Source organism: Luteolibacter sp. Y139, assembly GCF_038066715.1.
GTDB lineage: Bacteria > Verrucomicrobiota > Verrucomicrobiia > Verrucomicrobiales > Akkermansiaceae > Haloferula > Haloferula soli.
In genome coordinates, this window is the sequence record NZ_JBBUKT010000004.1 from 1 (window position 1) to 23,541 (window position 23,541).

Annotated in this window: 16 protein-coding genes; 6 read left to right on the top strand and 10 right to left on the bottom strand. The window is 62.1% G+C overall.

Annotated features, from left to right (window positions below; translation table 11 throughout):
- Positions 1-328 precede the first annotated feature (328 nt).
- From WKV53_RS11235 to WKV53_RS11265, 7 genes are all read right to left on the bottom strand, one after another.
- Positions 329-1,141: a protein-disulfide reductase DsbD domain-containing protein gene (locus tag WKV53_RS11235; protein ID WP_341404682.1), complete on the bottom strand. Its 813-nt coding sequence runs from the start codon at positions 1,139-1,141 to the stop codon at positions 329-331.
- A 180-nt stretch (positions 1,142-1,321) separates the two neighbouring features.
- Entirely contained in the window at positions 1,322-2,797 is a 1,476-nt protein-coding gene (locus WKV53_RS11240) for a sulfatase (protein ID WP_341404683.1), read from the bottom strand.
- Positions 2,798-2,840: 43 nt separating this feature from the next.
- Positions 2,841-6,704, bottom strand: a complete 3,864-nt coding sequence (locus WKV53_RS11245; RefSeq protein ID WP_341404684.1) for a sulfatase-like hydrolase/transferase — start codon at positions 6,702-6,704, stop codon at positions 2,841-2,843.
- Between the two features lie 155 nt (positions 6,705-6,859).
- Entirely contained in the window at positions 6,860-8,320 is a 1,461-nt protein-coding gene (locus tag WKV53_RS11250) for a FecR family protein (protein ID WP_341404685.1), read from the bottom strand.
- Positions 8,310-8,837 (bottom strand): sigma-70 family RNA polymerase sigma factor, encoded by a 528-nt coding sequence (locus WKV53_RS11255; RefSeq protein ID WP_341404686.1) that lies wholly within the window; start codon positions 8,835-8,837, stop codon positions 8,310-8,312. The genes WKV53_RS11250 and WKV53_RS11255 overlap by 11 nt, the downstream gene beginning before the upstream one ends.
- Positions 8,838-8,933: 96 nt before the next feature.
- Positions 8,934-9,299: a YkvA family protein gene (locus WKV53_RS11260; RefSeq protein ID WP_341404687.1), complete on the bottom strand. Its 366-nt coding sequence runs from the start codon at positions 9,297-9,299 to the stop codon at positions 8,934-8,936.
- 43 nt (positions 9,300-9,342) lie between these two features.
- Complete coding sequence (locus tag WKV53_RS11265) at positions 9,343-10,086, bottom strand: PspA/IM30 family protein (RefSeq protein WP_341404688.1); 744 nt, start codon at positions 10,084-10,086, stop codon at positions 9,343-9,345.
- 154 nt (positions 10,087-10,240) lie between these two features.
- Between WKV53_RS11265 and WKV53_RS11270 the strand changes: the two genes are divergently transcribed.
- On the top strand, positions 10,241-11,122 hold the full coding sequence (locus tag WKV53_RS11270) for a uracil-DNA glycosylase (RefSeq protein ID WP_341404689.1): 882 nt from the start codon (positions 10,241-10,243) through the stop codon (positions 11,120-11,122).
- A 15-nt stretch (positions 11,123-11,137) separates the two neighbouring features.
- Positions 11,138-11,617, top strand: a complete 480-nt coding sequence (locus tag WKV53_RS11275) for an asparaginase domain-containing protein (RefSeq protein ID WP_341404690.1) — start codon at positions 11,138-11,140, stop codon at positions 11,615-11,617.
- Between the two features lie 23 nt (positions 11,618-11,640).
- Here the strand turns inward: WKV53_RS11275 and WKV53_RS11280 are convergent, their stop codons facing one another.
- Positions 11,641-12,627, bottom strand: a complete 987-nt coding sequence (locus WKV53_RS11280; RefSeq protein WP_341404691.1) for a UbiA family prenyltransferase — start codon at positions 12,625-12,627, stop codon at positions 11,641-11,643.
- A 144-nt stretch (positions 12,628-12,771) separates the two neighbouring features.
- The gene (locus WKV53_RS11285) at positions 12,772-12,990 is read right to left on the bottom strand and encodes a hypothetical protein (RefSeq protein WP_341404692.1); all 219 of its coding nucleotides are present in this window, start codon (positions 12,988-12,990) and stop codon (positions 12,772-12,774) included.
- A gap of 273 nt (positions 12,991-13,263) precedes the next feature.
- Here WKV53_RS11285 and WKV53_RS11290 point away from each other — a divergent pair, with 273 nt between their 5' ends.
- From WKV53_RS11290 to WKV53_RS11305, 4 genes are all read left to right on the top strand, one after another.
- Entirely contained in the window at positions 13,264-15,375 is a 2,112-nt protein-coding gene (locus tag WKV53_RS11290; RefSeq protein WP_341404693.1) for an ATP-binding protein, read from the top strand.
- Positions 15,372-16,010, top strand: a complete 639-nt coding sequence (locus tag WKV53_RS11295) for a response regulator transcription factor (RefSeq protein WP_341404694.1) — start codon at positions 15,372-15,374, stop codon at positions 16,008-16,010. The genes WKV53_RS11290 and WKV53_RS11295 overlap by 4 nt, the downstream gene beginning before the upstream one ends.
- Before the next feature lie 147 nt (positions 16,011-16,157).
- Entirely contained in the window at positions 16,158-19,082 is a 2,925-nt protein-coding gene (locus tag WKV53_RS11300; protein ID WP_341404695.1) for a beta strand repeat-containing protein, read from the top strand.
- An 81-nt stretch (positions 19,083-19,163) separates the two neighbouring features.
- Positions 19,164-21,020 (top strand): alpha-L-fucosidase, encoded by a 1,857-nt coding sequence (locus WKV53_RS11305; protein ID WP_341404696.1) that lies wholly within the window; start codon positions 19,164-19,166, stop codon positions 21,018-21,020.
- A 29-nt stretch (positions 21,021-21,049) separates the two neighbouring features.
- Here WKV53_RS11305 and WKV53_RS11310 read toward each other — a convergent pair whose 3' ends face one another.
- Positions 21,050-23,491 carry a LamG-like jellyroll fold domain-containing protein gene (locus tag WKV53_RS11310; RefSeq protein ID WP_341404697.1) on the bottom strand — a complete coding sequence of 814 codons (2,442 nt, stop codon included), beginning with the start codon at positions 23,489-23,491 and terminating at the stop codon, positions 21,050-21,052.
- Positions 23,492-23,541: the final 50 nt, after the last annotated feature.

A 23,541-nucleotide genomic window follows, 5' to 3' on the forward strand; every position in this document is an offset into this window, starting at 1 on the left:
ATTGGGACGACAGGTCCTGTGAGAGTAGGTCGCCGCCAGGTATTTGCCCGTCTTCTTCAGCAATGAAGGAGACGGGCTCTTTTTTGTACGCGTGGAGCGATCCTGGCGGGGCCTACTGGCCAGGCGGACTACCCGGCACCGCGATTCGAGCTGTTGTACGTAATCCCGCCTTCAGCCGGCCTGAACTACCTTGGCAGCTGGCGCATCGGCTGCACTGCTATTGCCTCTGCACACCGGAAAGCGGCGCACTTCAGAGGGTTCGGGTTACTGGACCCGCGCTGGCGGGATGAATCCCGCGCTCCCAGTGGAGCTGTCTGGACTGCGGTTGTTAGGGAAGCTCGAGTGCGGTGGACTTGCCGTCTTTGTGCCAGCTTTGGTCTGCGACGATTACTCCTTTCAAGTGAGCACTCGTCGGAGATTCGTCGGAGATGGGGAGTTCGATGCAGAGCTGCTGCCCGGGACCGCGGGTGATTTTCTGTTCGCCGTTGGAATCGATTTGGCCGTCTGCGGTGAAGAAGTGAAGTGACCCAAGATCGGTAACGTCACGGGTGAGTGTTGGCTGCTTCGAGGTGAGAGTCAGCAGGATGGACTTGGGCTGGCGGATCATTTCCACGCTCCAGGCATCGTCCTGTTGCGGAACCTTTTCACGAAAGCGATCGAACAGCGGTTTGGTGGCCGGATCTGCAGTCGCGGTGGAGGTGATGGGGAGAGTGATTGAGAAGGGAACCTTGTTTGCCGGATGGCACTGGTCGCCGCAGCACATCCACGACGCTCGGGCGGTCAAGGTGACTTGAGAGTCGTGGAGCTCTTTCGGTGCCGTGAGTGGCACGATCAGGAGCGTTTCATCGCGATACCCCTGCGCCGCGTATCGAGCCATCTTCACTGCTTGTGGAGCGGGCCATTGGATTTCGCCGGCGGAGAAGCCGGGGGGGAGGGTCCACTCGACGCTCGTGGCCACGCCGACGATGCCGGGGTGCTTCCAGTAGGTGTGAAATCCGGCCGGTGGCTTGAGATGCAGGCCGACCGTGAAGGTTTCGCCTGGCGCGACGGCCTTTACCTCTGAAATCAGCTCCACCGACAGCGGGTTTTCCGCTGCAGCAGCAGAGGCTGCGAGGAGGAGGGCGGCGAACAGGGATCTCACGAAGGCATGTTACGGAGCGGCCGATGGAAAGTCATCGGGCTTTTGCGAGAGTCTGAACTTGGCCAGGCTGGCAACGGTCAGGCTTGAACTAAAGAGCCTGATTTCCGGGCGGATGCCAATGAAGTCCGGGGACTCCATTGGCACCGCGGGAATGATGCGAGCGAAACTGGATCGCCCTGCTTACTTGCGCCGGCTGGTGGGATTTGGCTCAGCCTCAGGCTGGCGGGCGAGCATGGCGCGGAGTTCCTTCACCACCTCGGGTTGGCTCTTGGCGAGGTTCCTGGTTTCGGTGGGATCGGTCTGGTAGTCGTAGAGCTCGAAGTCGGCGTCGTCGGATGGCGTGCCGGGTTTCTTCCATTCGACGAGGCGATAGCGCTCGGTGCGGATGGCGCGGCCGATGCGGCCTTCACCGCGAGGGAAGGCATGGGTGGCACAGTCGCGGATTCTAACCGAAGGATCCTTTAGCACGGGGACCAGGCTCAGGCCGTCGATCGGCTGCGGAACTTCCGGCTTCGGCAAGCCGGCGAGTTCGGTGAGCGTCGGGTAGATGTCCACGGTTTCGGCGAGCTGCTTCGTCGAGCCGGGTTTCATGCCGGGCGCAATGATGAAGAGCGGGATGTGATTGGCTTGCTCGTAATTGGTGTGCTTCGTCCAGATCCCGTGGTCGCCGAGGTGCCAGCCGTGATCGCCCCACAGCACGATTATGGTGTTCTTGGAAAGGTCCAGGCGGTCGAGCTCTTCGATCACTCGTCCGAGCTGTGCGTCCATGTAACTGGTGGCGGCATAGTAGCCGTGGATCAACTTGCGTGCGAGCTCATCATCCACGTCGCCATTCGGCTTTACGGGCTCGAAGTTGGAGATCTCGCCACCGCGCTTGCCGGCGTAGGGCGGCGCGTCTTCCGGCGGCTTCTGATTGGTGGCGAGCTGGAACTTCGAAGGGTCAAAGAGGTCCCAGTATTTCTGCGGCGCGCAGAAAGGCAGGTGTGGCTTTACGAAGCCGCAGCCGATGAAGAAGGGCGTGTCCTTGCGTTCCTTCGCGGCCTGCAGGCGCTTGATGATTTCGGTCGCGGTCCGGCCATCGGAGTAGCCCTCGTCACTCACTTCCATCGACTCCCAGGCATTGCCGCGCGGAAGCTTGCCGATCTCGCCGAGCTTCTGGTTGGTGAAGAACGCTTCCTCACGGGTGAGCTGGCCATTCGCGGAGTCCTTCGGATCGAGATACTCGATGACCTTGGGGATCACTGTTGGAACACTCCATGAGGCGGTGTCGTCCACATTGCCGTGGCCGGTGTGAAGGATCTTGCCCACCGCTTCCGCGCGGTAGCCGTTCTTCATGAAGTATTGTGGCAGCGTCACCGCATCCGGGACTGCCTTGCGGAAATTCGTGCCGAGGTCGTAGATGCCGAGCGAGGTCGAACGCGATCCCAGCAGCAGGTTATTCCGCGAAGCTGCACAAACCGCTTGATTGCAGTAGGCGAGATCGAAGCGCATGCCGCGTGCGGCGAGACGGTCGAGGTTCGGTGTCTTCGCCAGCTGGTCGCCGTAGCAGCCGAGCACCGGCTTGAGGTCATCCACGCAGATGAGCAGCACGTTCGGCTTCTCCGCGGCCGAGAGCGAGGAGACGAAGGCGAGCAGGATGGGTAGCAGTCTTTTCATGAGAGCAGGTACGCGGAGGTGCGTGCGGCAGGGTAAAGCGGACTCAGGGCGCCGCCACGATTTTGAGGAACAAACGATCCCTGTTTAGCAAATCCGACGGGGAAAGCGAGAGGGTCACGACCTCATATCCGGGGCTTGCCGGGAGCGGCGTGGCCGACTCTTCGGTGACGGTCACCGGGCTCCATGAGGAAAGATTGTCGCTTGCCTGGTAGGCATAGCCGAGGCCTGCACCGGCGAAACCGGCGAGCCGCCGGTGAGCGAAACGGAAATTTCCAGCCTCGGGCTGAACGAGCACGAGGGAGGTTGCGGCAACCTGGCCATCCGCTTTCGCGGGATTGGTGCCGAAGGCCCACTCGCCGAAGTTATCGAGTCCATCGCCATCGGGGTCCGCGGTGAGCGAGGTATCGGTTCCGTCGAGGCCGGCCTTGAGCGCTCCCTCGATTGACATCGCCGTGGAGAGCGGAAGCTTGCGGACGGCGAAGTTATCCATCTGCACGTAGTTCGATGCGCGAGCGCTCAGGGCGAGGTAATTGGCGTTCGCTTCGTCCCAGGTGAAGGTGCGATTCATCGAGGCACTTCCCGAGTCGAGGTCGAGGCGGGTGCCGTCGAAGTAGGCAGAGACTGTCACCGTGGCTCCGGCGGCGAAGCTATTGCAGGCGAAAGATGCTGTTAGAGTGCCGGATGTCTTGCCGACTGGTACGGTGGCACGGAGTACGCCATCGCTCCACAGCTTCACGTTGCCATTGAAGTCGAGCTCTAGGAAGCAGTCCGCGGTGCCGGGATTGCCGGTGTTGCCGCGGATCGGAGGGGGCGATGCCGAGCCGATGTCATTGCCGCCGGCGGCTTGGGTGGCATTCAGTCCCACGCCGAAGCCTGCGAAGCGGTTGGCGGTGTCGGTGGCATCGGTATTGATCGAAAGGACGCGCAGGGAAACGGAGAAGCCGCCTGCATCCGTGATGTCCTGGCCGATGAAATTGTGATTCAGGCCGTTTTCGCTCATGCCGACTCCATTCGCCATCGAGAGGACATTGTCGGCGACTTGGATCGAGTCCGCGGAGCCGCTGCCTTCGAAGCCCTCAAACCAAGTAGTGCCGGTGCCGAGCGGGGGAGTGCGGCTGCCGGACATGCCGCTGTTAGAGGCGTCGATGTCCGTTGAGTTGGCGCGGTTGAAGGTATCGAGGAAGAGGTCGGCGGGTGTGGCGGCCGGAGTCACATTGAGTGGTGCTGGCACGATCAAACGTGAAGCGGGCAGGCCGACACGGGTGCTCCACGCATTCCATTCATCGACGAGTTCCACGACCTTTGCCGGTTGCTGGGCGGCGAGATCGGTGGATTCGCCCGGATCCGCGTCCATGTCGTAGAGCAGCTTTTGATTGGTGGTGAATTCGTTGTCGTAGGCGGTGAAGTCCTCGGTGACGAGCTTCCACTTTCCCTTCCGGATCATGCGGTTCGACTCGTGCTCCACGGAGAGCGTGCGGTTCGGCGCGGTGCCATTGATCATGGAGATCAGGCTGGTGCCTTCCAAGGGGAGCACGGGATGGCTATTGAACGTGGTGGGATAGGTGGCGCCGGTGGCAGCGACGATGGAGCCCATCACATCGATCATGTGAGCTGGTGTTTCCACCCAGGTTCCCTTGGCGGAGAAGCCATCCGGCCAGTGAAGGATGGCCGGAGCGCGGATGCCGCCTTCGTGGGTGAAGTGCTTGAAGAGCTTGAGCGGGGTATTGCTAACGTGGGCCCAGCCGCCGCCGTAGTGGATGCCATCATTTTGTCCGGGCTGGCCCATATTGGTCAGATCGCCACCTGTTAGAGCAGTGTTCGCTCCATATACGCCGCCTTCGAGGTTGGCACCGTTGTCGGAGACGAAGAGGATCATCGTGTTGTTGAGGCGACCGATCTGTTGGAGGCGGGTGACCACCTTGCCGACGTTCCGGTCGACGTTCCTGATCATCGCGGCATAGAGCGCCATGCGGCGGGTGAGATCGGCCTTGCGAGTGGCACCGAGCGTGTCCCATGCCGGGATTGGAACGATGGGTTCCGTCTGATGGGGGCCGGAGCCGCCGAGGGCGGGAAATGGATAGCGGCTATCGATCACGCCGGTGGCGAGCTGGCGATTGTAGCGCTGTTGCCGGATGACGTCCCAGCCCTGCGCGTAGGTATCCATGAAGAAATCCGCGTCTTCGGCAGGAGCAGAGAGGGGGAAGTGCGGCGCGCCGAAGGCGAGGTACATCGCGAAGGGCTTGCCGTCGCCCTTGTTGTAGTTGTGGTTGATGAAATCGACGGCGTAGTCGCCGATGGCGTTTGTCTGGTGGAACTCGCTGCCGTAGGTGCGGGTGGGAATCTCGTTGCCCTGCGAGACGAAGGTGTAGAGCGATTGGTTCCAGCAATCCGCGCTGTGGGCGGTGCCATTGGCGAAGCGCCAGGTGTGCTGGAAGCCGCGGCTTTCCGGCAGCAGGTTGCCACTGCCGAGGTGCCACTTGCCGGCGTGGTAGGTACGATAACCCTGGGAGCCGAGCATTTCGGCGAAGGTCACGTTGTTATCGTTGCGGAGGTTCGGCAGGGCTGCGGAGGGATCGACTGCCGCCTGCTGCGGATAGAGGCCGGTGAGGATGGAGCATCGGGTGGGGCTGCAGCGCGCGCTCTGATAGAACTGGCGGAAGCGCACGCCATTCGCGGCGAGTGCGTCGATGTTCGGCGTGGGGATCTCGCTGCCGTAGCATCCGAGGTCGCCCCAGCCCATGTCGTCCGCGAGGATGACGATGACGTTCGGGCGAGGTGATGGCGGTGCCGCTTGGCTTACGGTAGCGGTGCCGGTGGCGATCACCGCGGGAAGGCCATTGGAAACGGAGAAGGTGAAGGTGGTGCTGCCGAGCGTGCCGTTGACGATGGCTTGCACGGAGCCGCTGCCATTGACGGCGGATCCCGTATTGCCGCCGCTGGGGAAGCTCACGGCTTTGTCAGCGGTGATTTGATAGGTGGCTCCCGGTGGGAGGCCGGTGGCGGTCCAGTTCAGCGTGATGGTTTCGGCGGTGTCGTCGGGCTGTACGATCGCTGGAGCCGCGGTGAGGTTGACGGTGGGATTGGCCGCCAAGGTGGAGATGGTGAAATTGTCGACGGTGACGGCGGAGCTGTCGCGGCCATCGATGCCGATGTAGTTCTGGTTGGTCTCGCTCCAGGTGAAGGTGCCGATGCCCTTTGAGACGCCGTTGAGGAAGACCTCATAGCCGACGGTGGAGCCGGCATTGAAGCTGGTGGCGGTGAAGTTAACGGAGAGGGTGCCGGTCTTTGCGGCGAGGCCGGTGACGCCGGAGATGACGCCGCTCTTGCCGCCCCAGGCCAAGGAGTTGTTGCCGCGAATGCCGATCCAGAAGTCGCTCATCACTTGGGAGGCCACCGGGTCGCCGATGGCGCTGCCGAATGCTCCCGTCATCCGGCTGGTTCCCACGGAGGCGTCGGTGGTGGCATTGGCTTCCGCCTGTGACATGCCGATGGCAAAGCCACCGCCCTGGCCACTAGCGCCCGACTGGCTGTAGGCGGTGACATCGAGCGATACCGAGAAGCCGCCATCGGCGAGGATCGCGGCGTTAGTGAAATTGTGATTCACATACGCGTTGGCGGTGCCGGTGCCATACTTCACTTGGAAGGCATTCGACAGGATCTGCGAGCCGCCGCCATTTCCTGCATCGTTGTCAGGCGCGCCGTAGGTCGGGTGCCTGCTATTGGGGTCGAGGAATGGCTGAGTATAAACGCCATCGACCGGCAACGAGGTGCCGGTGTTGTTGGTGATGCCGGTCAGGACGGCATCGATGTTCCGATTGTCCGGCCGGTTGAAAGTATCGCGGAAGAGGACCTGCTGGGCATGTCCGGTGAGGATACCCGCGAAGAGCAAGGCAAGGGTAAGACGCATCGGCTGGGTCAGTGGATGAAGGCATCACCGGCGAGCAACGAGAGCGGCCACGGGGTTCATCGGCCGGGTCTTGTGGTCACTCCGCGCTCCGGAGACGTGGAGTGCAGTGGATTCACCCTATTCGTTTCGCGATCCGGCAGGGTGTTCCCATGGCATCACCAATCCTTCTTCTGATCCTCGAGAACTACGCGGATATCGTCGGTGGAAGCGCCCGCGTAAAAGCTCACCTTCACGGTGCGGCGGTCCGGAGTCAGCGTCACGCTGTCCGAGATCTTGTTTCCCGCCGCGTCTTCCTGGTCCAATTCGATGCCGCGGTAAATCGACGTCCACTTGCCCATTGCGAAGACGGAATCGCTTGCTTTCAACGTGTCCTTCTTCGTGATGATCGCCATGACTGCGCGATCAAAAGTCACCTCGCCTTCGAATGTTTTGAAGACGTTTGGCTTGAAGGTGCCTACCGGATCAAAGCGAATGAGGAAGCTGCTGAAGTGCTTGCCTGGTGTTGGCTGGAGAAGGTGCTCCACGTCGGGGATGGAGCCCGGAAGGGTGCCGGTATCAACGATGTCAACCCGCAGCGGCAGTACGAAAGGGACGGCGCGGCGTTCGGGGATGACCAGCACGTGATCGTCGCTTTCCATCAAGGAGACCTTGTCCGGCACATCCGGATCTGCGGGAACGACGGCACCCTTTGTGGCGTAAATTCCTTGAGCGAGGGGCCAGGTGTTCTTGAAGCCGGAAGGATCGAATGGGGTGTTCGACAGGTTGTCCTGGATGCTCGCTTTCACGGCGTCGCCTTGGATCAGCCGCATCGTCTCCTTGCCCTTCTGGACCTCAACCTCGCCGTCCAAGACCATGAACTGCGCCTTACCGTCCTGAGTGGCGGTGATGCCGAAGGAGGTTCCGAGATCCTTAAGGTCGGCGGAATCGGTGGTCACCTTGAAGCCGTGGGCGGTGTCCGGGCACCAGCCGTTCAGCTTGCCGGTCTTCAGATTGATCTCCATCGCGGAAACCACTGTGAGTTCAGCCGGTGCCTCGACGGCGATCACGGCGCCATTCTTGAAATCGAGACGGATCAGGCCGGTGAGTTCCTCCAGCTTTTCGCCTTCGGTCACCGGTCGTGAGGAAGAAACCACGCCTTGCTCGGAATTCATCCGCACCAGTGTGGCGACTTCCAGTTTCTCAACCGGCTCCACGGGTGGCGGAGGAGTCGCGCTCTGCTCAGGCTTCACCGGCTCGTCTTTCACAACCTCCGGCTGATTCGGCTGCCGCAAGAGGAGGGTGACCGGCACTGCCACGAGAGCGATGGCTGCCGCAGCAGCGAAGGCTTTTGCGACGCGTCGCCGGACGATCTTGCCGGCGACCTTTTTCGCGAAGCCGAACTCGCTCTCTCCGGCGATCTTGGCGACGTGGGTGGCGGTTTTCTCGGCGAAGTCCGTTTCGGTCCGCTCGAGTTGTGAGAGCGCCCGCGCCATCAGGAAGTGCTCTGTCACTACCGTGCGCAGCTCCGGCTTTTTGCGCAGCATATCGGCGAGCTGAACGCGGCCGCTCTCGTCGAGGTCGCCCTCGGAAAGCCGCTCTAGCAAGTCGATCAACTCGTCTGGAATCTCAGCCTGCATCTGCAACTCGGGTCTTTAAACAATCGGCCAGGGTCTGGCGGGCATGGAAGAGCATTTTTCGCACTGCCACCGGCTTCATGGAGAACTGCTCGCCGATCTCGGAGGAGTTCCGGTCATTGAAGTAGCGAGCCTCGATTACGCCGCGGGCCTTCAGGGTCAGGCGGCTGAGGCATAGCCGCAGGGCATCCTGGCGATGAGTGAAATCGGAAAGTTCGCCGGCGGCTGGGGCGTCATTCTCCGCATCCAGCAGGAGCGTCGTGAGGTTCTCATCGAGCAAGCGCTGGCGGCGATGGAGCTTCGCGGTCTCGTTCAGCACCAGATTCCGCGCGATCGACCGGAGCCATGCGCCGGGATTTTCCACTTCGTCGAACTCTTCCCAGCGACGGTAGGCGACGAGGAAGGCGTCCTGTGCCACGTCATCCACCCACGACGCATTCACGCCGAGGCCCTGGATGAAATATCTCAGGCTCGAGTGGTGGTCGCTGATGACGCGGGTGAATTCCTTCAGGTCGGGCATGGCCTCGCAGACAGGAGTGTCGCGGACAAGCGGGGTGTTCCCCGCGATTGCCGGATTTCTCCAATATAAGGGGTGCCGACGTTCGGTCGACGCCGCTCAATGCCCTTTCCGGCCGAAGATCTTCTCCGTCTGGACCGCGGCGCGGACCTTGTGCTCGTCCTTCACATAGGCCGCCACGGTCCCGAGCGCGGCAACCAGCGCGGCCCAATCGTCACCATAGCCCGCGCCGGGAATGATGTCCGGCACGAGGTCCACCGGCAGGATGAGGTATCCCAGTGCGCCGACGATCACGCCCTTCGCCCAAGCCGGCGTGTCCTTGTCGCGCAGGCAGTGGTAGAGAGTGATGGCGGAGAGCACGAGCTTCCGACCGGCGACGAGGCCGTAGCGGGAAAGCTTCCGCCAGAGGTTTTCCGGGGAATACCAGCGGTCGGCTTGGTAGCGCGACGGTAGCTCAGAATTCATTAGTGGAACCTAGCGTCGATCGATGAGTGCCGCCACCGGCACATTACTGGCTCACCGGACCCATGGTGCCCTGTGCCGGCGGGGCTTCGGTGGCACCTTGCTTTGGCTCCAGCTCGATGCCTTCCGCAGCGGCGAAGTCGGCGAGCGCCATGTCGGCGACGGCCTTCTGCTCGGCTTCCTTGATCACGGTACCGCTCATGTCGACGCTGTCGCGGGCCACGCGGGCGCGGCCGGCGGCCTTGCTACGCTCTTCTTCCACCATCTCTTCCAGGCGGTTGAGCGTGTCGCCGGAACCGCCGAGCGAGCCGACCATGCCGGCGGCCATTTCATTGAGTTCGGCCATGGCTTTCTGGACCTTCATGTCATCGATGCCGCGGCGGAGGGACTCGATCTTGTCGCGGGCGGCCTTGACCGCCACGTCACGGGCGCGGACGAGTTCCTTGTAGCGCGTTTCGGCCGCCTCCATCTGGAGGGCGAGCTCGTCGTGCTGCTTGTCCACGGTCTGGTAGCGAAGGGCCGTCTCAGCGGCTGCATCACGCTGGCCGGCTTGAAGGAGAGCCTTAGTTCTGGCCTTCAGCTCGGTTTCCTCGGTATTGAGCTTTTTCACCTGTCCCATCAGGCGCTCGACCAATCCGGCGTGCGCGGCCAGCCCTTGGTTGAACTCGCTGATCTGCTTGCGGAGGTTTTCCTTCTCCACCTCCAGCAGGGCTTCGGGGTTCTTCTTCTCGATTCCTCCGATGAAGAGGCCGAGGAATCCTTTGAACAGGTTGGCAATGCGGCGGAACATGGTCGGCAAATGCGTTTAACGCGGTCGCACGATGGGGGAAATTACGGGGCAGGAGCAAGTACAAGCCTGCCGGGGGAATGGAATCGGGCGTGTCCGGCGGTTCTTCCGAAACCGGCATTGCGCCCCCGAGGGGTGGGTGGCTAGCCTACTGCCCGTGAGCCGCCCGGTCGATGCCCTCCTTGATTTTCTCCGCAGCGAGGAAGCCCGCGGGGTCACGCACATCCATCTCGATGATCAGGCGAAGGAGCTTCTCCGCGAACTCCACCGTCGTGCCCGGGCACCGAAAGGGGATCCCGCGCGACCGGCTTCTGTCGTGGCCGAAACCTCGACTTCCGCTCCTGACTCTACCCTGGCTTCCTCGGCTCCCCAGCCCACTCCTGCTTTTGTCCCGGCTGTTTCCGCGCCGTCTGGTGCCAGCGCAGGCGAGAAGATCGCCGCGCTCGCGGCGCAGGCCGAGAATTGGGATCCTGCCCGGAAGCTCGGCACCCTGCGGACCACGATGGTTTTCTCCACGGGGAATCCGGAGGCGGACCTGATGCTCGTCGGGGAAGCGCCCGGTTACCAAGAAGAGCTCCAGAGGGAGCCCTTCGTGGGTCCTGCCGGGCAGAAGCTCAATGACATCCTCAAGGCGATGGGGCTGGCCCGCGAGCAGGCCTACATTTCCAACATCGTCAAATTCCGTCCCGCCACGGCTGGCCAGACGACGAACAACCGCAAGCCGACCTTGGAGGAGATGGCGTCTTGCCTGTCCTTCGTGCGTGCCGAAGTCGAGATCGTGAAGCCTCGCTGCATCGTTGCCCTCGGCGGCACGGCGGCGGAAGGGTTGCTCGGGCTGACCGGCTCCGTCAGTGCGATGCGCGGGAAGTGGTACGAGTTCAATGGCATCCCGGTGCGGGTGACCTATCACCCCTCCTACCTGCTCCGCAGTACATCGGTCCGCGACAAGCGTGCGGTCTGGGAAGACATGATGGAGGCGATGGAGAAGCTCGACATGCCGATCTCCGAAAGGCAGAGGGCCTTTTTCCAGACGAAGTAGCCATTGTCTCCTGCCATGCTTCTCGTCCTCACCACTGGCGGCACCATCGACAAGGTGTATTTCGATGCTTCCTCCGAGTATGAAATCGGTGAGCCCACGGTGCCGACGGTCTTTCGCGAAGCGGGCGTGACGCTGGAGTGGCGGCTGGAGCCTTTGCTGAGGAAGGATAGCTTGGAGATGACGGATGCTGATCGCGCGGAGATCCGACGGGCTTGTGCGGAGGCGGCGGAGGAGAGGATTCTCATCACGCACGGGACGGATACGATGAGCCTCACGGCGGAGGCTCTAGCAGGGCTGCCTAACAAGACGATCATGCTCACCGGGGCTCTGGCTCCCGCGCGTTTCCGGGTGACGGATGCGATCTTCAATCTCGGGCTGGCGCTCGGTGCGGTGCAATCGCTGCCGCCCGGTGTTTATCTGGCGATGAACGGGACGATCTTTCCGGCGGGGAAGGTGAGGAAGAATCGCGAGGCGGGACGGTTTGAAGCAGTTTAGCGAGGGGGATTCTCCCAGTGGCTTCACGTCGCCGGTGCCAGCTTTTGCAGGGCACGACCGAGGACGAAGGCGATCAGTGGTGCGGCTGCAACTCCCCATGCCAAGGGAACATTGACGGCGCCGTTACCTGGGACGAAGGCGAGCAGTAGGGCGAGAGGAATCGCGGCGGCAGCATCCACCAGCGGAATCCCGGCCAACAGTCCCGAGACATAACGAGGGATGGGCTTCTTGAACTTCGTGAAGCACAGCGTTAGCCACGCGGCGTAGGGGAGGATGCCGGCGAGTCCGAATTGCGGGGCTCTGATCGAGAACCAGCATGGCATGGCGAGCATGGGAAGATAGAGAAGCGCCTTGGAGACCATACGCGGACCGGGAGGAGCATCGCCCATGCCTTCGTATCGCGCAGAGAGAGAGAGGCCGGCGATGTAGGCAACGAGCCCGACAGCCATCGTCAAGATGACGAGCACTGGTGCGACAACCGATTGCCAGGTCATTCCCGCATCAGGGTAAGATCTGAATACGGGAGCGAAGGCAGCGAATCCCATCAGGTAGAGGCCGGCGCGACACAATCCCATCGGAATCACCGCCCAGATGGCTCGCTTGTGAAAGTAGGTGTAAACCGCGACCATGACCACGATCCCGATCGCGCATCCACCGCAGTAAGGATTTTTCACGAACGCGCACGCGACGCCCAACATGGCGGCAAGGCTTGCGGCGACCAGATAGCTGGATCGACGGAAGAGTCCCGAAGGCAGGGCTCTTTCCGGTCGCCGCTCCTTGTCCCATTCCCAATCGTACCAGTCGTTGGCCAGATTGCCGGCGAAGTAGATCAGCAGTCCAGAGGCACAGAGAAGGGGCACATTCTGCCAATGGATCATCCCGGTATTGAACGGGATCCATGAGCCGAAACAGATATACCAGCCCGTGATGTAACCCAGCCACACATTGCTCACCACGCTCGGGGCGTTGGCGATGCGCAGGGTGGCTAGCAGCGAACGGAGGCGAGACATCGCGGGCGTTGTAGCGGCGGCTTTTCGGCGTCGCAAGAGTTCCGGCGGGATGCTGCTTGCAAGAACGACGAAGCCCCCGAACCGCTAGGAATCGGGGGCTGCCGGAATTGACTGTCAGTAAAAGGGCGGTCGAGCCGCCGCAGGTTACTTCTTGGTCTTTTTGGCCTTGGTGGCGGCCTTCTTCTTTTCCTTCTTGAGACCCTTCAGCTCCTTCTTGGCCTTGCCGGCTTCCTTCTTCGCGGTCTTCACCGCGGCCTTGGCGACCTTGAGTTTGGCTTTCGCCTCCTTGATTTGCACCTTCTTGTCGTCGGTTGCGGGCTGTTCGGGGGCTGGCGTTTGCGGGGTGTTGTCGTCGTTGTTCATGTGCTCGTGGCCGGAAAGGTCGGCGCTGCTCCCGTTCGGGAGGGAGTGGCCGGCAAGATTTGAAGGGCGACGAGTCTGTCACTTTTGCCGAGACCGCCAACTGCGCAATTGTGACAAAGTCCGCCTCCGGGCTGCCCCGCAATCCTTCCAGCTGCGAGGAATGGAGCCTGGTAAGTCGCATGAACATGCGACTCTTGCGCCGTCCGCTGGGCGTGTCACGATGGCGTAGCGGGGGCGACTGCTACCAAGGGCTGCTCGTGTCCGCGCGAGGCAATGCATTTCCGAACGGCCATTCTCATTGCCCTCCAGTGCAGCGTGCTGGGCGCCGCTCCACTGTTGCCATTGCACGTGGTGGAGTCTTCGCAAATGAACTTCGGGCATCCGCTGTCCGAGCTGGTGGATGGCGACGTGAATCCGGGCAATGGCCTCGATATGGAGCGCGGCCAGCTCCAGGAGCAGGCGATCATTTTCGCGACGGATGCGCCGGTCTCAGCGCAGGTCTTCCAGTTCACGACCTGGCACGTGTCGAAGGAGAAGGGGGCGTATCCTGCCGCGCTGGAGTTTGCGGTGACGTCGGACGACCGGCCGACCCGTGCGGGAAATTGGAAGCCGCTCAAGGCGAGTCTGGTGATCACGGATACCTTTCCCCGCAATCCCGACCTGGTGAAGCCGATCGAGGATACGATCTTCATGGGGCCGGGCTTGGAGCACGCCGTCCTAACAGTTCGCGCGCCCAATACCCTGACGGGTGTGACGGGTTTCCGACTTCGTCTGCTCGCAGTGGACACGGGCCATATCAGCGGCCAGCGGGTGATCGGCCGGAGTAGCAATGGCAACTGCGTGGTGAACGAGTTCCAAGTGCAGCCGGATCCCCTTCGCTCATCGAATCTGGCGCTGGGGCGGCCGGTGCGGGCGTCGGGTCCGGTGTACGACGGGCTCTATCCCCACTATCTAACAGATGGCGTGCCGGCCTCGTTCTCCCATCCCGCGGACAATTACCCGGCGCTCAATTTCCACTTCGAGGTCGATCTGGGGACTTCCCGGATGCTCGACTACGTGGTCCTGCGAAGCCGGCTCGATGATCTGGCGGCGGAGCGTCTGGGGAACTACGAGCTGCAGCTCTACGACGACGATGGCACCGGCCATCCCGGGGAGCTCCGGTGGCGCGCGCGGATGCGGCAGGATGGCTCCCACGTGCCGCCGGGCGGTCGTGATGTGATCCAAGCCGAGGATGGGACTGGCGAGAGTTTTTCGGGGCGCTTTCTGCGTATCGTCAATCCGACGGAAGCACCCTGTCGTCCCCAGGTGGGCGAGGTGGAGGTGTATCCGGTGCTCCATCCGCAGATCGCCATGGTGAGTGCCGATGGCCACAACATCGATCCCGAGGAAAGAATCCCACCGGGGATCAAGCAGCTGGCATTCGCCCTGGTGGCTGGGCCCCTTGATCCTTCACCTGATCTGTTAGATTTTCGTTGGCGGCGCCCGGACATCACGGGCTCGTCATGGGTGGAGTGTCACAACGGTCAGCGGGTGAGCATTGCCTGTGAGAAGGCGGGAATCTATCCCATCGAGTTCCAAGCTCGCCACACGGATGGTCGCTGGAGCCATCAGGTGCAGAGTCATTTCTTTGTGGTTCCGGCGCCTTGGTGGAAGAGCCCGCTGCGACTCGGCGTGTTGGCCATTTCATCGCTGGTCGCTGGGACGGGACTCGCGTGGTGGATCTCGGTCCGCCGGCTGCGGCGCAAGCTGGGGCTCGCCCAAGCGGCCCGCGCCATGGAGCAGGACAGGCTGCGGATCGCGCGGGACATGCACGATGACATTGGCGCGAGGCTAACTCACATGGCCCTCTTGGCCGATCGCTTGAAGCGGACGCAAACTCCCACGCCGGAGCTCCTCACCAAGCTCGCGGGCGAGGCGCGCGACACGGTGGGAGCGCTCGATCAGATCGTGTGGGCCGTCAATCCACGTCACGATACGGTGGGAAGCTTGGCGGACTACTTGTGCAATCACGCGACCAGCTATCTCGCGGATGCCGGCTTGAGCTGCCAGTTTGAGATGCCTCAGGAGGGTCGCGAGGCATTGCTTCCTTTCGCGATCCGTCATCCGCTGCTGATGGCCGTGAAGGAAGCGCTGCAGAACGTGGTCAAGCATGCGGCCGCGAGTCGCGTCGCCCTTTCGCTGGCGACCACCGCGGATGCCATCAAGTTGACCGTGGGCGACGACGGCAAGGGCATCGACACGGGCGTGAGCAATCCGGCCTCTGGCGACGGTCTCGGCAATATGGCCGGCCGGCTTGCCGAGATCGGTGGTACTTGCGAAATCGGGCGTTCGCCTTCGGGCGGCACCCTTGTCACACTGTCAGTTCCTTGGAAACCTGCATCATGAAAACCTGCACTATAAGCCTAGTAGAAGATAATCTCCCACTTGCGGAGGAACTGCAGGAACTATTCGCCAGCCAGCCGGACATGGAGGTGCTCGATGTGTTTCCCTCCGCGGAGATCGCGCTGGAACGCCTGCCCGCCAGGACGCCGGAGATGCTGGTGGTGGACATCCGCCTGCCCGGAATGAATGGCGTGGAATTGATCGCCGCGCTCAAGCCCGCCTTTCCGGATCTGCCGATCCTGGTGCTGACGATGTATGATGAAAGCGACCTGATCTTCGATGCATTGAAAGCGGGTGCCTCAGGCTACCTGCTCAAACGAGCGGCGGGGGATGAGCTGTGCGACGCCGTGAGGCAGGTGCAGCGCGGGGGAGCGCCGATGTCGCCGAGTATTGCGCGCAAGGTGGTGCAATCCTTTCGCACTCCACCGAGCGTGCCTGATCCGGATGCGGTGCCGCTTTCGCCGCGCGAGGAAGAGATCCTGGGGCTCCTGGCGAATGGGGCGCTTTACAAGGAGATCGCTGGATCACTGGGAATCAGCCTGGATACGGTGCGGACTCACCTGCGGCGGATCTATGACAAGTTCCACGTGCATACCCGCACGGAGGCGGTGGTTAGGTACTTGGGACACCGGCGGTAGGGTCGTCACCCAAACATGCGACTGCCGGAGCACGCGGCTTTCGTTTGGGATGCAATTGGTTCGAAAAGCCATGGCGCGACCCGGCCGACTGGTTTTTCCGAACCGAACCCAAATCGGGGAACCTCTGTCCCCGCTCCCACCAAACCCATGAGAACCCCGATCCTGACCTCCACCATGGTGGCCACGCTGTTAGGCGTGGCGGCGTCCCATGCGACCATCGTTCCGTACGCGGAATATCATCTCGGCGAAGCTGGCAGCCTAGGCGGCAGCAACAAGCCGCAGGATTCCTCCGGAAACAACCGCCACATCAGCGACGACATCAATGGTGGCGAAGCAACCACTGGTAACGCTTCCTTTCATCCCAATGCCACCGGCTCGACGGCCTATCTCGATACGTCGATGAATGGCAACCAGGGTTGGTATTCGGGTGGAACCTTCAACAACCTCCAGACTGACAATTTCGCATTTGGCGTCTTCGCCCGCGCGACGGGCATCGGAGAACCGAACGGAGATATTTTCACGGTTGGCAACTCCACCGGTGCGCTGAAGCTTTCGCTCGAAGGCAACGGGTGGGCTGGCAGCTGCCACAATGTGGCGTGGATCGGGCCCGGCGGCGGCGGTTCCTTTGTGGCCAATACCTGGGTTCACCTTGCGATCATCCGCTCTGGCGGGGTCTCCACGTTTTACATCGATGGCGTCGCGCAGGCCGGAACTTACAGTGGCACGCCGGTCAACTCGTCGCCGCATGTTTCGGTTCAACCAGGCGGCGGCGCCTACTTCGATGGCTACCTCGATGAAGCCCGGGTGGTCACCTTCAGCCCCGGCGAGCCCACGGCGAAGATCCTGGCGGCACTGCAGCAAGGTGTGATCCCGACGAGCCTGGTGAACGTCGGCTTCAACGCGATGTTCAACTCGGCAAATCTCTCCACCGATGAAGAGTCCTACTTCCGGCTCGGCGGAGCGGTGGAGGATCTTGCCTCGATCACCGGGAGCCTCTCGGTCGTGGCTGGCACGGCGCCGAAGCATCTCATTCACATCGTGCAGGAGGGTGAGATTCCGGTGGGGACCTATCCTCTCATCGACTACAACGGCACCATTGGTGGCTTGGGATTCGCCGGTTTGCAGTTGGCTCCGCTTCCCGGCCGGATCACCGGCACGCTGGTGAACAATACCGTGGACTCCACCATTGATCTGGTGATCACGGGTTCGGAACCCGGCGACATTACATGGACGGGTTCCGGGGGTGGGACGTGGAATGTCGAAGGCACGACCAACTTTGTCTTCAGCGGCACCTCCACACCCACTGCCTTCTATGCCGGTGACTACGTCCGAATGGATGACTCCGCCGCCACTTCCACCATCACGGTAGCGCAAGCCGTCACGCCATCCACCCTCTCGATCAACAATACCACGAAGAACTACACTTTCAGTGGATCGGCAATCAGTGGCTCTGCGAGCCTGGAGAAGTTTGGGACCGGTACGCTGACCTTCACCAATCCTAACAGCCACTCCGGAGAGAACTATTTCGATGCCGGCACGGTCCGGATCGGGAACGGCGGCGGCTCGGGAGCGCTGGGAACGGGGGCGGTGATCAACAATGCCACGCTGGTGATCAATCGCACCGGGACGCTGGAAATGCTCAATGCCATCAGTGGCACCGGCTCCCTACAAAAGCTGGGCTCTGGCAAAGTCACTCTCGGTGGCAACAGCTCATTCTCGGGGGCGGTGACGCTTACGGAGGGCATCATCGCTTCGGCCAATTCGAACTGCCTCGGTGACATTGCGGGCAGCACCACCGTGGCGGCGGGTGCCACGCTGGATGTTTTCACCGGTGGTTTCGGTGACGAGCCGATTTTCATCCAGGGCACAGGCGTGGATGGTGCGGGTGCTGTCATCAACACAACAGTCGCGGGCAACCTCGACGGCATGCAGCATTTGACCTTGCTAGGTGATACCACGGTGGGTGGTCCCGGTCGCTGGGACATCCGCGGCGAAGGATCGACGCTGGATGGCAACTTCAAGTTCACCAAGATCGCGAATAACCAGATCAGCCTCGTTTTCACCACGGTCTCGGTGAAGGACATCGAGGTGAACTCGGGCATGCTGTCCTTCGAATACGGCACGAACGTGAACAACAGCAATGCCGGCACCATCACCGTGAATGGAGGCACGCTTGGCTTCGGGAGCTTCGGCAATCCGGTGAGCTGCACCAAGCCGATCGTGCTCAATGGCGGTGGGATGAACACCACCTGGGGTGACGATCAAGGCAGCGCGACGATTGCCGCGACCGTGGGACTGGCGGCGGTGGACAATACGATCAATGTGCAAGGCTCCGCCACGATCACGCTGGCGGGTGCGGTTTCCGGCAGTGGTTCGCTGCACAAGACCGGAGTCGGCACGCTGGCCCTGACGGGAGGGTCTTCGTATGCGGGAAACACGACGATCTGGGATGGCACCCTGTCGCTGGCAGCCCCTGGCTTGGCAGATGGAGCCACGGTATTCGTCGGCGTGGCCTCCACGCTGAAGCTCAACTTCGCGGGGACGGACACGGTGAATGCACTCTTCATCAATGGCGTGCAGCAAGCCGCAGGCGTTTATGGTTCGTCTCACCCCAGCGGGCGGTTTGCTGGAACGGGAACCTTGACGGTGACTACTGGCCCGACGGCCACAGCTTACCAATCGTGGGCGACCAGCAATGGGATCGACGGAGCGAGTGGCACGGCGGACTCCGATAGCGATGGCATTGCGAATGGTATCGAGTTTGTGATTGGCGGTGATCCCAGCGGGCCGGGCTCGGATTCCAGCAGCTTGCTTCCAACGGGGGCCAAGACGGCCACCCAGCTGGTCATCACGTTCCGTCGCACCGATGCCTCGGCAGCCAACTCGCCGGCGGTCCAGTATGGTTCCAACTTGAGCGGTTGGACGACGGCCCAGAACGGGGTCAATGGCGTGGTGATCGAGGAGGCGAACGACTTTTATGGCACTGGCACCGATCGGGTTACGGTGAAGTTGCCTGTGGGCCTCGCGGTTGGCGGCAAGCTCTTCGCGAGACTTGCCGTTGATATCCCGTGAGTCCCGGGCGGCGCCGTCCCCATGGGGGGGACGGCGTCGCTTTTCGCCTACCATCGCGGCCAGTTCTGCTAAAGTCCCCGGATGAACCTTCGCTTCGCCCGCCATCTTCTCCCGTGCTGCATTCTCGCCGCGGCTGGTGCACTGCCGGCCACGGGGCAGTCGACCGGCGATCCGGAGATGACCCCGTTTGCGGGGAATACGGATTGGCAGAAGGATCATGAGCAGCGGGTGAAGTGGTTCCGTGAAGCCCGCTTCGGGATGTTCATTCACTGGGGGCTCTACTCGGCGGCCGGTGGCTTTTGGCCACCTGATCCGCAGAGTGGCCGTCGCTATGACCAGCAATATGCCGAGTGGATTCGCACGTGGGCCTCGGTGCCCGAGCCGGAGTATGGGCGCACGCTCAAGCCGCTGTTCCAGCCGGATCCCGGTTGCACGGAGGCATGGGCGAAGCTCGCGAAGGAGGCGGGCATGCGGTATGCGGTCCTGACCACGAAGCATCACGAGGGCTATACGCTCTTCAATAGCACCGCCGATTATTCGGTGAATAATCCGGTCACCGGCAGCACCAACATTTCCCCGGCGGGGCGCGACCTGTTCGGCGAATACGTCGAGAGCTTCCGCAAGCAGGGCCTAGTGCCGGGAGCCTACTACTCGCTTATCGACTGGCAGTATCCTGACCCTTCCCGCTATCGCAGCTACCTGCATCATCATCTGACGGAGCTGGCGACCCACTACGGGCCGATCGGAATCCTATGGGCGGACTATTCCTCCGCGGGCAACGAAGGATCCCACTGGGGAACCCGCACGATCCTCGATACGTGGCGCGCGAACCAGCCCACCGCGATCTTCAACAATCGCTTCTGGAACGGCATGGAGAATCCCAATGCGGACTTCTTCACGCCGGAGAAGTACGTGCCACCGGCGGGCTATCCCGGCCGCATCTTTGAAGTGTGCCACACGCTCAACGAGAGCTTCGGCTTCAGCTACCACGACAAGAAGTGGAAGAGCCCGGCGGAGGTCATCAAGCTGCTCTCCGACATCGCGAGCAAGGGGGGGAACCTGCTGCTCAATGTCGGTCCCGATGCCCACGGGCGCATCCCGGAAGAATCGGTGCAGACCTTGCGTGCCGTCGGCAAGTGGCTGGAGGTCCACGGTGAAGCCATTTATGGCACCACCGGTTCGCCGCTGCGCTATCCGCCGTTTGCCGGGAGGATCACGCTCTCTTCGGATAAGGACGGGCACACGCTCTACTGCCATCTTCACGAGTGGCCTGGTGGCGGCTTGCTGTCGTTGGACGGGCTTGAGACGGCGTGCACTTCGGCGAGGCTGTTAGGCGGAGGTCCGGTCGAGTTGCAAACGTCGCCAAACGCGGCGACTGCCGTGCGGCTCCCGGCGCAGCCGCCGGACCCCAGCGATCCGGTGCCAGTAGTGGCGCTGAAGCTCGCGGGGCCGCCGGTCTTCGATACCGCGCCCTATCCCCGGCAAGCCGCCGATGGCTCGGTCACCTTGCTGGCCTCGCAGGCGGTCATCGCCGCGTCTCCCACTTCTCCCCAGCCGGCACGGCTGGAGGAAAGTCACATCGGATTCTGGTCGGATCTGGGAGACAGCGTCTGGTTTCCGTTTGTGGTGAAGAAGCCGTTTGCGGTGACGGAGTCCGGGGAGAAAGTGCCCGGGCGCTACGACGTCATGATTGAAGACGCCATCGGGCCCGACAGTGGCGGCGAGATCGAGGTGCGTTTGTTAGACCAGATCCTGCGCCATCGCCTGCAGCCGACGGCTCACTGGCGGGATTTCCGTACGACGAAGATTGGAACGGTCACTCTATCGCAAGCGGGCTTGCTGACGCTTCATGTGCGCCCGCTTTCCATCACGGGAATCGGGCTAATGAACCTGCGATCGATCAAGCTGGTGCCCGTTTCTGCCGGGGCCGGGTCGTAGGGCGGAGGTATTTTCCCCGCGCGTATTTGCTACGGCAGCTTCGAATTCACCCGGAACCTCGCCCGGGCTCCCGAGAGACTTAGGGCCCGGCTGGTTTGTCCTGCTCCGCCCTGCGTATAGGGTAGGATCGTTGTCCAGAGGCCTGTGCCTTCATTGTAGCCTTCCACGGCATAGAGCCGCGATGGAGTGGAAGGGTAGGTGATGCTTCCGCTGGTGGGACTGCTGACACTTATCGATGCGATGAATGCCGACTCGCCGGACTTGGGATTGCTCGCTCCGAGAAATTCGCTGCGGTTGCTCTGGCCGTCGCTGTCTTGATCGGCATCGGGTTCGGCGAGCCCGGCGCTGATGTCGGCGGCGGAGAAGGTCTCGACCATCCACGCGTAGTAGGCGGCTTCTTCGGCGAAGGCGTTGCCCAAAGATTGTTGGCCGGTGGCGGAGAAGTGGAGGTTGTCGCTCTTCATGCTGAACCCATCGGAGGAGATAACAGCTGTCCGCGGGTCGCCTGCGGCGATTGCGTTCTGGGCAACACGCACGGTGGCCAGGCCAGTGGCGTCGAGAGCCGTTTGTGAACTGGAGAGGCGTCCGATGATGAAAGGAAGCGACGAATCGTAGGTGGCCCGGACGTCGGCGATGAAGGTGGTGAGATTCGCTTGATAGGCCGAGGTCGCGGACGCTCCTGCGTCAACATCCGATTCCCCCTGCATCCAGACCATGGAATCCAACTCGAGCGTGGCGGCTGGATACTTTGCTGCGAGGGCTGCGCGGCCGGTGGCGACCGTTTGCTGGAAGGTCACGTATTCCGGGCCGTCACCGGTGGTGGTGGCGTTGCCGCCGGCCTTCCACTGCGAGTAGAGATTGGTGCCACCATTGGCGTATTTGATGATCGCCACGCGAGTGCCGGACTCGTTTGCGTAGAGATCCGCCAAGCGGCTGCCGAGAAGGATTTCGGGGCCGAATTGCGAAGTCTCGCTCAGGCCGGGGCGCAGGGTGGTGAGAGTGCCTGCGCCTCCTTCAATGCGGTAGTAGAAGTCGACGTCGTTTTGCGGTGATTGGAAGGCAGCGGGTAGATCGGTGACGACTGCGCGGCCATCGGCATTTGACTGCCCTCCGATCAGAATCACCCGGACTCGCGTGACGGGAGGGCCTGCAGGTTTTTCGGCGGCATGGAGATCTGCCACCTGAGTGGCATTCAATGCGACGGGTGTGAGGTGGACCTCATCCAGCGTGCCTTGGAAATTGTAGTGGAGCGTGGTGGTCGGATAAGCCTTGCCGATGGCGTTGATGGAGAAGGCTGTGTTTCCGCTCAGAGTTTGGGTCGCTTGGCCATCCACGTAGAGTGCGAGGCTTCCAGCTCCGTCCGCCACCAGCGCGTAGTGGTGGAGATTGCTGTCCTTCGCCACGGTGAAGTCGATGGTGGTATTATTGGAAGAGCGGAAGCGCAGTCCGGTGTTGGCGTCGTTGAGCCAGATGAAGTCGGTGGTGTTGTCGGAGTTCCCCATCACCATGCCCTTGTCGTTCCCGATTGCCTGACGGCGTGCCCACCAGGTGGCCGACCACGGTTGGGTGGCGCTGTAGCTGCCGGTGGCGGGAAGGGTCACAAAGGAAGTGTCGGCGCCATCGAGTGCCAGTGCTCCGCTGCCGGCAGCAATTGCGGCAGGATCGGTGGTGATTGCGGCTGCGCCCGCAGCCGTGCCATTGTTTCCGCCTGAGCCGCTATCGGTGAAGTTGCCATCGTAGCGATGATGGAAGCCGGCGTAAGGGGGAGGCGCACCGGTGTCGTTGGATTGGAAGAGGGATTGCACCGCAGTGGCAGTGAGTGCCTCATCGTAGATCCAGACCTCATCGATCTGGCCATTGAAGTCGTAGTCGCTCGAAGACACGTAAGCTTCGCCGATGGTATCGATGTTGAACTCGGTCGTCTTGCCGGTGGCGCTGTTGAAGAGTTGGCCATCCACATACAGGGTGACGGTGGTCCCGGAGGCGACGAAGGCGTAGTGGTGCCAAACGTAATCCTTGGTGACGGCGAAGTCCGCTTGGGTTGCCGTCGAGTTTGCCGTGCCGCGCCAGCGAAAGCCGGTGCCGGTGGAATCATTCAGCGCGATGAAGTGATTCGAATTGTCCCTTTGACCGATGACCATGTCCCAGTCCGCGGCCTGTCCGGTATCGCCTGAGTTTTTTCGGGCCCAGAAGGCGATGGTGTAGGTGCTTCCGTTGGCGAAGGTATTCGACGGGATGGCCACGTAGTCGCGATCCGCGGCGAGGTTCAGCGCGCCGGTGCCGAATTTGAAATTGCCGGCGGTGTTGGTGACGCCGCTGTTTCCCGCGGTCCCGACGTCGGTCAGCGTCCCGTTGCGAGCATTGCCCGAGACGTCGTTGTAATTCGTGTCGAACGAATAGTGCGCCCAGATGCTCGCGGAGACAGGGCTTGCGAGCAGCAGGGACGCGAGGAGGCAGCGAGGGGCTTGCATGGGTTTGCGGGAGAGGAGGACGAGCAGCCCGGGGTCTTCGGGGAATCCTC

Bases quoted from the DNA above. Each gene is read 5' to 3' on its own strand.
- WKV53_RS11295 (WP_341404694.1), top strand. From the start codon at position 15,372: ATGAAAACCTGCACTATAAGCCTAGTAGAAGATAATCTCCCACTTGCG.
- WKV53_RS11250 (WP_341404685.1), bottom strand. From the start codon at position 8,320: ATGCAGGCTGAGATTCCAGACGAGTTGATCGACTTGCTAGAGCGGCTT.
- WKV53_RS11285 (WP_341404692.1), bottom strand. From the start codon at position 12,990: ATGAACAACGACGACAACACCCCGCAAACGCCAGCCCCCGAACAGCCC.
- WKV53_RS11300 (WP_341404695.1), top strand. From the start codon at position 16,158: ATGAGAACCCCGATCCTGACCTCCACCATGGTGGCCACGCTGTTAGGC.
- WKV53_RS11305 (WP_341404696.1), top strand. From the start codon at position 19,164: ATGAACCTTCGCTTCGCCCGCCATCTTCTCCCGTGCTGCATTCTCGCC.
- WKV53_RS11280 (WP_341404691.1), bottom strand. From the start codon at position 12,627: ATGTCTCGCCTCCGTTCGCTGCTAGCCACCCTGCGCATCGCCAACGCC.
- WKV53_RS11310 (WP_341404697.1), bottom strand. From the start codon at position 23,491: ATGCAAGCCCCTCGCTGCCTCCTCGCGTCCCTGCTGCTCGCAAGCCCT.
- WKV53_RS11240 (WP_341404683.1), bottom strand. From the start codon at position 2,797: ATGAAAAGACTGCTACCCATCCTGCTCGCCTTCGTCTCCTCGCTCTCG.
- WKV53_RS11260 (WP_341404687.1), bottom strand. From the start codon at position 9,299: ATGAATTCTGAGCTACCGTCGCGCTACCAAGCCGACCGCTGGTATTCC.
- WKV53_RS11245 (WP_341404684.1), bottom strand. From the start codon at position 6,704: ATGCGTCTTACCCTTGCCTTGCTCTTCGCGGGTATCCTCACCGGACAT.
- WKV53_RS11255 (WP_341404686.1), bottom strand. From the start codon at position 8,837: ATGCCCGACCTGAAGGAATTCACCCGCGTCATCAGCGACCACCACTCG.
- WKV53_RS11275 (WP_341404690.1), top strand. From the start codon at position 11,138: ATGCTTCTCGTCCTCACCACTGGCGGCACCATCGACAAGGTGTATTTC.
- WKV53_RS11290 (WP_341404693.1), top strand. From the start codon at position 13,264: ATGCATTTCCGAACGGCCATTCTCATTGCCCTCCAGTGCAGCGTGCTG.
- WKV53_RS11265 (WP_341404688.1), bottom strand. From the start codon at position 10,086: ATGTTCCGCCGCATTGCCAACCTGTTCAAAGGATTCCTCGGCCTCTTC.